Genomic DNA, 12,045 nt, shown 5'->3' on the forward strand with positions numbered 1-12,045 from the left:
GTGCGTCGGCCGGTCCGACGTCCCGCGCCCCGCCGGCTCCGCAGCCAGGGGGCGAGGGGGCGAGCCGAGCGCCGCCGGTGGACCGGTCGGCAGGCCTTCTCCCGTGCCGACCTTCTGTGTACGCAGTACCGGGCCAAGGGTCGACGGCCGGGCGGCGGAGCCATCACGCAGCGGCTCCCCGCGCGGTCCGCGCGGGAGGGGTCGACGGCCGGGCCGCCGCGGCGGCCGTTCGGGTCAGGCGGCCGGGGCGGTGAGGTCGAGGCCCTGCGGGTAGAGGAGCACGGCGGGCGGGAGGGCGGCGCTGCGGCCCGCGTGGAGGACGGTGAGGGTGCCGGTGCCCCGGCGGGTGGGGTCGGCGACGCGGCGCAGGGCCTGGGCCACCACGGCGTCGGCGGAGCCGTGCAGGGTGAGGTGGGCGGCGGCGGTGGGCGCGACGGCCGCGCGGATGCGGTCGGCGACCAGCTCGTAGTGGGTGCAGCCGAGGACGAGGGCCGCTGTGCCGGCCGGCGTGCGGGCCGCCGCGTCGGCGACGGCCGCGTCGATCGCGGCGTCGTCACCGTGCTCGATGGCGTCCGCCAGGCCCGGACAGGCGACCTCGGTGACGGCCGCCGGTCCGGCGAAGTCCCGGATCAGAGCGCGCTGGTAGGCGCTGCCGGTGGTGGCCGGGGTGGCCCAGATCGCGACCGGTCCGCCGAGCGCCGCGGCCGGCTTGATGGCCGGGACGGTGGCGATGACCGGCAGCGCGGGCTCCAGCTCGGCGCGGAGCGCGGCGAGCGCGTGGACGGAGGCGGTGTTGCAGGCGATCACCAGCGCGTCCGGTTCGAGGGCCGCCGCCGCCCGCGCGCAGCCCAGCGCGAGGGCCGTGATCTGCTCGGGTGTCCGCGGGCCCCAGGGCATGGAGGCCGGGTCGGAGGAGAGCACCAGATCGACGTCCGGGCGCAGGTTCCGAAGCACGGCGGCGGCGGCCAGCAGGCCGATTCCCGAGTCCATCAGTGCGATCTTCACAGGGCAAGACTCTAGTCGATACCCCGTGGCGGGCCCCGGGTGCGGCAGACTGCCCGGGTGACCGTCCTGCTGTGGATCGCCGTCCTCTCCCTGCTGGTCTGGCTCTGGCTGGCCTGCTGCCACGGGCTGTTCTGGCGCACCGACGTGCGGCTGCCGCCGCGCCGGCCACCGGTCCGCTGGCCGCAGGTCGCGGTGGTGGTACCGGCCCGGGACGAGGCGGAGGTGCTGCCGCTCAGCCTGCCGGGCCTGCTCGCGCAGAAGTACCCGGGGCGGGCCCGGGTGATCCTGGTGGACGACCACAGCTCGGACGGCACCGGAGCGCTGGCGGCCGCGCTCGCCGGGCCGGGGGGCCTGGAACTGACCGTCACCACCCCTCCCCCGCTGCCGCCCGGCTGGACCGGCAAGCTGTGGGCGCTGCGGCACGGGGTGGAGCTGGCCGGCCCGGACGTCGAGTACCTGCTGCTCACCGACGCGGACATCGCGCACGGCCCGGACTCGCTCGCCGAGTTGGTGGCCGCCGCCGAGAGCGACCGGCGGGACCTCGTCTCCCAGATGGCCCGGCTGCGGGTGGAGACCGGCTGGGAGCGCCTGATCGTGCCGGCCTTCGTCTACTTCTTCGCCCAGCTGTACCCGTTCCGCCGCAGCAACCGGCCCGGGGCCCGGACGGCCGCCGCGGCGGGCGGCTGCTCGCTGGTGCGGCGGGAGGCGCTGGAGCGCGCGGGCGGGGTGGCGGCGATCCGGGGCGCGGTGATCGACGACGTGTCGCTGGCCCGTGCGGTGAAGGCGGCCGGCGGCCGGATCTGGCTCGGACTGGCCGAGCGGGTGGACAGCGTCCGCCCCTATCCCCGGCTCGCCCAGCTGTGGCGGATGGTCTCGCGCAGCGCCTACGCCCAGCTGCGGCACTCCCCCCTCCTGCTGGCCGGGACGGTGCTGGGGCTGACGCTGGTCTACCTGGTGCCGCCGGTGGCCACCGTCGCCGGGCTGGCCACCGGGCACGGCGCGGTGGCCGCGGCGGGCGGCGCGGCCTGGGCCCTGATGACGGGGACCTTCCTCCCGATGCTGCGCTACTACCGGCAGCCGGCGCCGGCCGCGTTGCTGCTGCCGTTCACGGCGTCGCTGTACCTGCTGATGACGGTCGACTCGGCGGTGCAGCACTGGCGCGGCCGCGGGGCGGCCTGGAAAGGCCGCACGTACGGAGCGCGACGTGGTCCACAATGATCAAATGGATCGTCAGACAATCTCCCGCCTCGCCCATGTCCACCACCCCATCGCCGCGCCGATCACCGACGAGTCGGTGGCCCGGCTGCTGGCCCGGGCCACCGAACACACCGACGCCGGACGGGCCCTGGACCTCGGCTGCGGGGAAGGCGGCTGGCTGGTCCGGGCGTTGACCGCGCGCCCGCACTGGCAGGCGGTCGGGGTGGACCTCGACGCCGCGGCCCTCACCCGGGCCCGGCAGACCGCGGAGGCGCTCGGCGTGGAGCGCCGGCTCGGCCTGCACCACCAGAGCGCGGAGGAGTTCAGCTCGCGGGAGCCGTTCGACCTGGTGCTGAACATCGGGGCGACGCACGCCTTCGGCGGACTGCTGCCGACGCTCGCGGCAGCCCGCGAGCACCTGGCGCCGGGCGGCCTGGTCATGGTCGGCGACGGCTTCTGGGAGCGCGAGCCCACCCAGGCCGCGCTGGACGGCCTGGGCGCGACCCGGGACGAGTTCGCGGACCTGGCGACCACCACGGACCGGGTGATCGCGGAGGGCTGGACCCCGGTGTACGGCTACGTCAGCAGCCTCCAGGAGTGGGACGACTACGAGTTCTCCTGGACGGGCTCGCTCGCCCAGTGGGCGCTGGACAACCCGGACCACCAGGACGCGGCGGCCGCCCGCGAAGCCGTCGACCGGCACCGCGCCGAGTGGCTGCACGGCTACCGGGGCACGCTGGGCTTCGTCACCCTGCTGCTGCGTCGCTAGCCGTCCGGCCGGCGGTCCGCCCGGCGCCGGACGGAGCGGCGGGCGGAACTCGAGCCGGACCACGCGGCGCCGGACGGAGCGGCGGGCGGCGGGCCCGCCTGGGTCACCGCCCCAGCAACCGCAGGGCGGCCGGCTTGGTGAACTCGTACCTGGTCATCTGCTCCAGGTCCTTCAGCCAGCCGGTCACCCGCGCCGGGCGGGCCAGCACCCGGGCGTACAGGTCCTCGAAGGCGGTGGTGACGCCGTCCAGCGAGAACCGCCCGTCCACCCACTCCCGGCCCCAGGCGCCCAGCCGCGCCCGGCGGTCCGGGTCGTCGAGCAGCCCGCGGAGCTGATCCACCAGCGGATCGGGCACGCGCGAGCCGTCGCCGAAGCCGTACATGCAGCGCGAGGCGTGCGGTTCGACCAGCGGGCCCGGCTCGTGGACGGCGGTGTAGCCGGCCGCGCCGTGGACGACGACCGGTTTGGCGAAGGCCAGGCCGCGCAGCGCCGATCCGCCCATGCCGAGCACGATGTCGGCGGCGTCGTAGGCCGGCCGCGGGTCGGCCAACTGCCCCGTCACCAGCACGGCTTGGCGGCCGAGTGCGGCATTGGCCGAGGCGGCGCGGGTGCGCAGCCGCTCCAGGCTGGGGCCGGCGCCGACGACGACCAGCCGCACCCGCGGGTCGTCGAGCTGCCGGACGGCTTCGACGGTGAGCTCGGCGCCGGCGTCCTTCTCCAGCGCGGGGACCAGCCGGGTGACGATCGTGAGCAGCAACTCGTCGTCCCGGATGCCGTGTTCACGACGGAACGCGGCGCCGTCCCCCCGGCCCGGCGCGTCGGTGGCGGTGTTGACCGGCGGCTCGATCAGGCTGACGTCCTGGTGCCCGAAGGCCCGGCCGTCCCCCAGCAGGGCGCCGAGGCCGAGCACCAGCGGCTGGTGCCGGGGCAGGCCGCGCAGCATCCGGATCCCGTAGAACGTGGTGACCAGCGGCAGACGGCCGTAACGCCCGGGCCCGAAGTAGGAGTTGCGCGCCGCCCGGACCTCCCAGGCGTGCAGCAGCTGGCTGCCGTGCTCGGCGGCCAGCCGGCCGAGCCGGCGGCGGACGTCCGCGCGCGGGGTGTCGGGGCCGCCCGCGACCACCACGTCCAGGCCGTGGCCGGCCGCGACGTCGAGCAGCGGGGCCGGGCCCGCGACCCCCTGGGCGAACAGCACCGGATCGTGGCCGCGGTCGCGCAGGGTGCGGGCGATGTCGACCGCGTTGAGCTGGGCGCCGCCCAGGGCGAGGTTGTTGAGGTGGACCAGCACCCGGACCGGGCTCACGGGTCACTCCTCCCAGTGGTGCGGGACGAACACCGGCGCGGCCAGCACCACCGCGCGCGGCGGCGAGTCCAGCATCGGTCCGAACACGTCGAACTGGCCGGCCGAGTGCCAGCTCATCAGGGTACCGCCGTCGGTCCGGCCGATGCTGTAGACGCCGGCCCAGAGCGTGTAGCGGCCGCGCGGCAGCGGCAGCCGGGGGATCACGCAGGCGACCTGGTGGTCCTCCCCGGTGAGCCGGACTTCGTGGCTGATCTGGAAGATCGGACTGGAGGTGCCCTCGCTGACGCCCAGGTGCAGGGTGGCGTCCCCCCGGTAGTCGCCGCCGAGGGTCAGTTCGACCGTCATCGGCTCGTCGGTGGTCAGGCTGTCGCGGTCCTCGCCCCGGACGGCGTGCTTGAGCAGTCGCAGCGGTTCGCCGGTGCGGCCGCCGGACTCCGACTGCGCCTCGATGGAGTCCCGGTAGCCCGCCATGGCGTCCTTGATGCCCGCGTCCACCCGCACCGAACCCTGCTCCAGCCAGATCCCGCGCCGGCAGATGGACTCGACGGCGGGCAGGTCGTGGGAGACGAAGACGATGGTGGTGCCCTGCTCGGCCACCTCGCGCATCCGGTCCAGGCAGCGCTGCTGGAACACGGCGTCGCCGACCGCCAACACCTCGTCCACCAGCAGCACATGGGGCTCCAGGTAGGCGGCGACGGCGAAGCCGAGGCGCATCTGCATGCCGGAGGAGTAGAACTTCACCTGCCGGTCGATCGCACCGCCGAGCCGGGCGAACTCCACGATGTCGTCGAAGCGGCCGGCCACCTCCCGGCGGCGCAGGCCGAGCAACGCGCCGAACAGGTAGATGTTCTCCCGGCCCGTCAGGTCGGGGTGGATGCCGGCCCTGATCTCGATCAGGGCGCCGATCCGGCCGCGCACGTCGATCACGCCGCCGTACGGGTACATCACCCGGGTCAGCATCTTCAGCAGCGTGGACTTGCCGGAGCCGTTGGAGCCGATCAGACCGACTGACTCGCCCGGCTCGATGTGCAGGCTGATGTCGCGCAGCGCCCAGCGCCACTCCTCGCCCTTCTCACCGCGGAGCCGACGGGCCATCGAGTCGACCTTGTCGCGCAGCAGCATCCGCTGCTGGTCGGCCTTGAAGCGCTTCCACACCCGGTCGGTGCGGATGGTCCCCAGGGGGTGCGTCGGGCTAGGCGACATCGGCGATCCCCGTCTCCAGCTTCTTGAACAGCAGGTAGCCGCCGACCAGGAACACCAGCGAGGAGACCGCGGCGATCGAGGTGAGCGTGACGTCCGGCGCGTCGCCGTACAGCAGGGCGCCGCGGTAGCCCTCGATGACGGCGCCCAGCGGGTTGAAGCCGACGTAGATCTCCTGGAGGCGCTGCGGGATCTGCGCCAGCGGGTACGCGACGGGGGTGGCGAAGACGCCCATCTGCGTGATGATCGGCAGCAGGTGGCGGACGTCGCGCAGGTAGACCACGGCGACCGAGAGGATCAGCGCGACGCCGTAGGTGAAGGCGAACTGGATGAGCAGCAGCGGCAGCACCCAGAGGAAGGTGACGGCCGGGGCGGTCCAGAAGATCAGGAAGAGCAGGCCGAGCACACCGACGCCGATCACCATGTCCACGCTGGCGACCAGCATGGTGGCCAGCGGGAAGACCTCGCGCGGGCAGTAGACCTTGTTCAGCAGGCTGAGGTTGTTGGCCAGGCTCAGCGCCCCCTGGTTCATCGTGTTGCTGAAGAACTGCCAGACGATCAGGCCGACGTAGGCGAAGAGCGGGTAGGACACCGCGCCGGTGTCGATCTTCACGGCGCGGTGGAACACCAGGGTGAAGATGGCGCAGAGCGCCAGCGGGGTCAGCACCGCCCAGGCGAAGCCGAGCACCGCCTGCTTGTAGCGGGCGCGCAGGTCGCGCTCGGCCAGGGCCCGCACCAGCTCCCGCGCGCCCCACAGCTCCCGGGCCACCTGTGCGGGGCGCAGCCGGCGTTTGAAGACCAGGTCGGGTGGCGGCCCGGCGGCGACCGCGGGCCGCCACGACGCGGCCGATGTCTGGCTGTCGCGCTCGTCGACGAGCTGCGCGCGTTGTCCCCCCACGGACCCCTGCCCTCTCCGGTACCGCCGGTATCGAGAAGTGGGCCCGCCACCACGGCAGTTCTCGATCCCGGCGGCGCGGCCCGGCGTCCACTCTGGCACAGAGTGTGGTCGCCGGGGGTCGGTTCGGTGAAGGTGATCGGTCGGTCGGGAGAGGGGTCAGCCGCGGGGGTGGCGCTGCTGGTCCTGCTCGACCAGCCGGTCGAGGGCGTCGGGCATCGCCGAGACCCCGCCGGCCCGGGTCGGCGTGGTGCGCTCCTCGCCCTGGACGATCACCGTGGGCAGCTCGTTGATCTTGTTCTGGACGAACATCGCGGCGGCGTCGTCGACGGCCCGCCGCACGTCGTCGGAGCGGTAGGCGTCCCGGAAGGTCCGCTCGTCGACGCCCTGGCGCACCGCCCAGTCGGTGGTGGCGTCCTCGGTGGTGAGGTCCTTGTCGTCGGTGTGGACGGCGCGGAAGGCACTGGTCTGGAGGCGCTCGACCAGGCCGAGGCGCTCCAGGGTGTAGTAGAGCCGCGCGTGGCCGCGCTGCGTGCGCTCCTCGGGGCTGCCCGGCCAGATCGCGGGCACCCGGCGCAGGTTGACGTCGGAGCGGTGCTTCTCGGCCCAGGCCTGGAGCGGCTGCTCCAGCTGCTGGGAGTGGCCGCAGTCGTACCAGAAGAATTCGACGGCCTCGGTGCGGGCGCTCTCGCGCACCGGCTTCAGCTGGTCGACGCGGACGGACTGGGAGCCCTCGCGGGACGGTTGGTGGGTGGTGGCCGCGCCGGCCTGGACGGGGGACGCGGCGATCCCGGTCGCGACGGCGAGCAGGACGGTGGACCTCAGCAGCGATTTCACACCGGGCAGTGTGGCGGTGACGGATCGTCGACGGCCACTCGCCCCGAGGGGGCCGGGCCGCGATTCGCCCGATCGGCGCAGCCCGGCCCGGGGGCCGGTGCGGACGGCAGTGCGGACGGCAGTGCGGACGGCGGTGCGGACGGCGTCCGCACCGGTGGACCGGCCCGGGGCCGGCGCCTGCCGTCCGCGCGGGTCAGCGGCCGCACAGGTCGGTGAAGAGCCGCTGCCAGGCGTCGGCCACCACGCCGAGTTCGCAGTGCGCCAGCACGTGCTCCCGGGCGGCCGCGCCGAGCGCCGTCCGGTCGCCGGCCAGCACCTTGGCCAGCGCCTCGGCGAGCGCGACCGGGTCCCCGGGGGCGACCAGCGCCCCGGTGGCGCCGTCGCGGACCACCGAGCGGACCCAGCCGACGTCGGTGGCGACGGCGGGCAGCCCGGCCAGCGCCGACTCGATCAGGACGCCGGGGACGCCCTCGCTGTCGCTGGTGAGCAGCAGGGCGTCGGCGGCCCGGTAGAGCGGGGCCGGGTCGGCGAGGGTGCCGAGGAACTGGGCCCGGGCGGCGGCCGGGTGCCGTTCCAGGGCGGCGCGCTGCGGGCCGTCGCCGGCCACCGCGAGGCGGACGTCGGGGAGCCGGTCGAGCGCGTCGAGGGCGAGGTCGAGCCGCTTCTCCGGGGCGATCGCGCCGATCCAGGCGACCAGCAGCCCCTCGGCGGGCAGGCCGAGCGCCTGCCGGGCCGCGCGCCGCTCGCACTCGCTCCCGGCGGGCGGGTAGCCGTCGGCGGCGCGGGCGTTGGGGATGGTGCGGACCTTGCCGGCGGGCAGTCGGAAGCGCTCCTGCAGCAGGGTGCGGGCCTCGTCGGCGAGCGCGGTGACGGCGGCCGCGCGGTGCAGCAGGGCGCCGGTGCGCAGCCGGCGCAGCGGGCTCGCCGTCCAGTGCCGGGGGTCGCCGATGGAGACGTAGACGAACGGCGTGCGGGTGCCGGCCAGGGCGAGGGCGCAGGCGGGGAGGGTGGCGGAGCCGTGCGCGACGACCACGTCGGCGGTGCGCGCGGCGGCGCGGAGCGCGAGCAGGGTGGCGGGGTGCAGCCGGGCGCGGCCGAGCACGGTGGTGGCGAGGGTGTCGGGTGCGTCGGGGGCCGCGTCGGGGTGCGGGGCGAGGGCCCGCAGGGCGGAGGCCTGGCCGCGGCGGCGCAGTTCCCGGTGCAGGTCCCGGGCGAGGTTCTGGGCGCCGCGGCGGCGCGGGTCGGTGATCACGTGCAGGATGCGGGGGCGGGTTCCGGCCGTCTTCGCCGGTGTCGCGTCGGGCATGGGAACGACCTTGGCACAGGGGGGCGTCCGGGGCAGCCCCTTCGCACAACCCGGCGGTGGCCCGTGCGCCAGCGCGGTTACCCCTGTCGGGCGCCGGTCGGGTGCCGTCGTACGCCGCCGGCGTCGGGTGCGCGCCCCGGTGCGCGCCCCTGGCCGCCCCCGACCGCCCGGGGCGGCGGGAGGCTCCTGGCCGAATACCTGGCGGGCGGGCGGCGCCACCTGCGATGCTGATCGGCAGTCAGGGTGCCGACCGGCACGGGAGACCGGCCGCGCCCCGGAGGGCGGGGGTTGGCCTGTGCATGTGCTCTATGTGATCGACAGCGTGAGCCGGGTCGGCGGGGCCGAGCAGGGCCTGGTGGCGATGGCCCCCCAACTGGTGCGGTCCGGGGTGAAGCTGGACGTCGCGTACCTCAAGGACTCGCCCGGGGGCTTCCAGCCGGAGCTGACCGGAGCGGGGGCCGATGTGTTCGGCGTCGGCCGGGCCACCCGGGGGCGGACGCTCGCCGCGCTGCGCGGGCTGGTCCGCGAACGCCGCCCGGACCTCGTCCACACCACGCTGTACGAGTCGGACGTCCTCGGCCGGGCCGCCGCGCTGTCGGCGCGTACGCCGGTGGTCTCCAGCCTGGTGAACTCGGCGTACGGGCCGGAGCACCTCAACGCGCGCGGCCTCAGCCCCTGGAAGGTGCGGGCCGCCCAGACGGTGGACGCCGTGACCGCCCAGGGCACCCGCCGGTTCCACGCCCTCACCAAGCACGTCGCGGGCGCGATGGCGCAGCGGCTGCGGGTGCCGCGGGAGCGGATCGACGTGGTGCCGCGCGGGCGGGACCCGGAGCTGCTGGGCACCGTCACCCCGGAGCGGCGGGCCGCCGTCCGGGCCGCGCTGGGCCTGCCGCAGGACGCGCCGGTGGTGCTCGCGGCCGCCCGCCAGCAGTACCAGAAGGGCCTGGACGTGCTGTTGGAGGCCTGGCCGGCGGTCCTGCGGGCGGAGCCGGACGCGGTGCTGCTGCTGGCCGGCAGCGAGGGCACCGAGACGGCCCGGCTCACGGCCCTCGCCGAGGCGGCGGGCGGTGTGCGCTTCCTCGGGCCGCGCGACGACGTCTTCGACCTGATGGCCGCGTCCGACGCGTTCGCCGTGCCGTCCCGCTGGGAGGGGCTGGGCAGCGCGGCGATGGAGGCGATGGGCGTCGGCGTGCCGCTGGTCTGCGCGGACGTGCCGGCGCTGCGCGAGACGGTGGGCTCGGAGGACTACGCCCGGCTGGTGCCGGCGGAGCAGCCGGCCGCGCTGGCGGCGGCGCTGGTCGACACGGTGCAGGACCGGGCCTCGGCCCGGGTGCGGGCGAAGTCGGCGCGGGCGCGGTTCCTCACCTCGTTCACCCTGCACCAAGTGTCGGCGCAGATGGTCGGGTTCTACGAGCGCTCACTGCGCCTGCGCACGATCTGACGGGATCCCGTCGGTCCCGGGCGCCGTGCCGGTCATCGGGCGGTCCCAGTATCGCCAAAGCGGTTGCGCCGCACGTCGGGGCTCGGCAAGCATCGCAGGAGGACCGGCGGCCGGTGCGCGGCGTGCGTGACCGGCGTGGGCGAGGCCCGGCGTGGGCGCGGCACCGACCGGGCCGGCCGGGGCCCGGCACCGCTGCGCCGCCGGGCGCGGGTCGGCGGGGAGCGAGCCGTCAGGGGGGCGGGTCGGGCAGCGGTTCGTCAGGGGGCGAGTTGCGACATCGGGCGAGGGATTCCACCGGGCCGAGAGCGTGGCGCAGGACAGACAGAGGCAGCGGCACCCGGACCGCCGCGCTCCCGAGGGGAGCTCACCAGCACCACCGCACCACGAACGCGAGGGGATCCCACCGGTGGAACCGGCAAACCACTTCACCGTCCTGCGGCGGTACTGGCGGCTGCTCGTCGGCTGCACGCTCGCCGCACTCGTCGTCGGCTGGCTGCTGACCCCCGCCGGTGACACGGTGGACAACGCCAAATGGAAGTGCAAGGTCGCCATCACGCCGGTCGCGGGGGCCGGCGACACCGTGCGGGCCGACCAGGTGCTCTCGTACGCGCAGGGTTCGGACGTCGCGACGGCGGCGGCCCACCAGCTCGGCATCGGCGACGCCGCCGCCGTGATCGCCCGCCGGACCGTGACGGCCGACAGCGCCCAGATGCTCTCGATCGCCACCACCGGGCCGACCCAGCAGTCCTGTTCCGACCTCGCGGCCGCCTACTCGGCCGCGATCATCAAGGGCTTCAGCGACGAGTCCGCCAAGAGCGCCGCCGAGACGGTCCGGAAGCTGCAGGCGCAGGCGGACGCCCAGCAGAAGCAACTCGACGACATCCAGCAGCAGTTCAACCGCTCCTCGGCCGGCGACCAGCCGAAGCTCCAGCCCAAGCTGACCGCCGCGTCCACCTCGCTGACCGCCACGCTGACCGCCATCAGCAAGCTGCAGAACGGCGCCCAGACCGACGCCATCCAGCAGTGGGGCAGCATCGACGCCCGGCAGAACGCCGGCAACCTGCTCTCCTCCCCCAGCCGGAACGTCCGGCTGGGCCTGGCGGTCGCGCTCGGCCTCGGCCTCGGCGTGGTCGCCGCGCTGATGCTCAGCCGGATGGACACCCGGCTGCGCACCCGCAATGCCGTCGAGGAGGGCTTCAACCTGCCGGTGATCGGCGAGGTGCCGCAACTCTCCCGCCGGCTGCGGCGGTTGCGCGAGCCGCTCGTCCGGGCCCGCCCCTCGGACCCGGCCGCCGAGGCGTACCGCTCGCTGCGCTCCACCCTGCTGCTCACCGGGCCGGACGCGCTCGGCCGTTCGGCCGCCGGGCCCGCCGAGTGGGAGCGCGCCGAGCCCGCCCCGCGCCGGCACGCCGACCCGGCACCCGTGGTGCTGGTGGCCTCCGGCGGCAGCGGGGACGGACGGACCACCACCGTCGCCAACCTGGCCGCCGCGCTCGCCGAGACCGGTCGCGAAGTGCTCGTCCTGGACTGCGACTTCCGCCACCCGCAGCTGCACGCCCACCTCGGCGTGGGCGGCGGTCCGGGGATGGCCGAGCTGCTCAGCGGCGAGCGGCTCGGCGAGCTGGACGACCTGATCCGGCCGACCAACGTGGCGGGCGTCTCGCTGATCACCGGCGGCAACACCACCGCCTACCCGGCCGCACTGGTGCTGCGCGCCGCCGAAGTCCTGCGCCGGGCCCGCCGCCACGCCGACGTGATCCTGGTGGACACCTCGCCGCTGCTGCACGCCAACGACGCGTACGACCTGGTCCAGCACGCCGACGCGGTACTGGTCACCGTGCGCAGCGGCAATGTGACGCCCGAACAGGCGGACCGGGTCGCCGAGTTGCTCTCCCGGACCGGGGTGCCGGTGGCCGGGGTGGCGCTGCTCGCCAGCTTCGGCCCGGGCGGACGGCGCCGGCGCACCGGCCCGGTCGGCGGACCGGCGGCGCCGGGCGGCCGGGCCCCCCCCACCCCCCAGCCCCAGGCGCATATAAACAAAAACCAGCCCCCCAGACCAACACCCCTCGCGGGTGGCGTCGTGGGGGTGTAA

Annotated in this window: 10 protein-coding genes; 4 read left to right on the plus strand and 6 right to left on the minus strand. The window is 75.5% G+C overall.

Annotated features, from left to right (window positions below; genetic code table 11):
* Nucleotides 1–234: 234 nt before the first annotated feature.
* On the minus strand, nucleotides 235–1,005 hold the full coding sequence (locus tag ACFWA9_RS35000) for an aspartate/glutamate racemase family protein (RefSeq protein WP_329490823.1): 771 nt from the start codon (nucleotides 1,003–1,005) through the stop codon (nucleotides 235–237).
* 57 nt (nucleotides 1,006–1,062) lie between these two features.
* Here ACFWA9_RS35000 and ACFWA9_RS35005 point away from each other — a divergent pair, with 57 nt between their 5' ends.
* Both ACFWA9_RS35005 and ACFWA9_RS35010 read left to right on the plus strand, forming a co-directional pair.
* Nucleotides 1,063–2,223, plus strand: a complete 1,161-nt coding sequence (locus tag ACFWA9_RS35005) for a glycosyltransferase (protein ID WP_380392858.1) — start codon at nucleotides 1,063–1,065, stop codon at nucleotides 2,221–2,223.
* Nucleotides 2,224–2,227: 4 nt separating this feature from the next.
* The gene (locus tag ACFWA9_RS35010) at nucleotides 2,228–2,971 is read left to right on the plus strand and encodes a class I SAM-dependent methyltransferase (RefSeq protein ID WP_329490821.1); all 744 of its coding nucleotides are present in this window, start codon (nucleotides 2,228–2,230) and stop codon (nucleotides 2,969–2,971) included.
* A 103-nt stretch (nucleotides 2,972–3,074) separates the two neighbouring features.
* Here ACFWA9_RS35010 and ACFWA9_RS35015 read toward each other — a convergent pair whose 3' ends face one another.
* From ACFWA9_RS35015 to ACFWA9_RS35035, 5 genes are all read right to left on the minus strand, one after another.
* The gene (locus ACFWA9_RS35015; RefSeq protein ID WP_380392861.1) at nucleotides 3,075–4,274 is read right to left on the minus strand and encodes a glycosyltransferase family 4 protein; all 1,200 of its coding nucleotides are present in this window, start codon (nucleotides 4,272–4,274) and stop codon (nucleotides 3,075–3,077) included.
* 3 nt (nucleotides 4,275–4,277) lie between these two features.
* Nucleotides 4,278–5,477, minus strand: a complete 1,200-nt coding sequence (locus tag ACFWA9_RS35020; protein WP_352294337.1) for a polysaccharide ABC transporter ATP-binding protein — start codon at nucleotides 5,475–5,477, stop codon at nucleotides 4,278–4,280.
* The gene (locus tag ACFWA9_RS35025; RefSeq protein ID WP_380392864.1) at nucleotides 5,467–6,372 is read right to left on the minus strand and encodes an ABC transporter permease; all 906 of its coding nucleotides are present in this window, start codon (nucleotides 6,370–6,372) and stop codon (nucleotides 5,467–5,469) included. Before ACFWA9_RS35025 ends, ACFWA9_RS35020 begins: the two co-directional genes overlap by 11 nt.
* 156 nt (nucleotides 6,373–6,528) lie before the next feature.
* Complete coding sequence (locus tag ACFWA9_RS35030; protein WP_359808404.1) at nucleotides 6,529–7,206, minus strand: thiol:disulfide interchange protein DsbA/DsbL; 678 nt, start codon at nucleotides 7,204–7,206, stop codon at nucleotides 6,529–6,531.
* Between the two features lie 193 nt (nucleotides 7,207–7,399).
* Nucleotides 7,400–8,512, minus strand: a complete 1,113-nt coding sequence (locus tag ACFWA9_RS35035; protein WP_380392866.1) for a glycosyltransferase family 4 protein — start codon at nucleotides 8,510–8,512, stop codon at nucleotides 7,400–7,402.
* Between the two features lie 301 nt (nucleotides 8,513–8,813).
* Between ACFWA9_RS35035 and ACFWA9_RS35040 the strand changes: the two genes are divergently transcribed.
* The gene (locus ACFWA9_RS35040) at nucleotides 8,814–9,953 is read left to right on the plus strand and encodes a glycosyltransferase family 4 protein (RefSeq protein ID WP_352294343.1); all 1,140 of its coding nucleotides are present in this window, start codon (nucleotides 8,814–8,816) and stop codon (nucleotides 9,951–9,953) included.
* Between the two features lie 406 nt (nucleotides 9,954–10,359).
* Nucleotides 10,360–12,045 carry a tyrosine-protein kinase family protein gene (locus ACFWA9_RS35045; protein ID WP_380392869.1) on the plus strand — a complete coding sequence of 562 codons (1,686 nt, stop codon included), beginning with the start codon at nucleotides 10,360–10,362 and terminating at the stop codon, nucleotides 12,043–12,045.

The sequence above is a fragment of the Kitasatospora sp. NPDC059973 genome (assembly GCF_042737525.1).
GTDB lineage: Bacteria > Actinomycetota > Actinomycetes > Streptomycetales > Streptomycetaceae > Kitasatospora.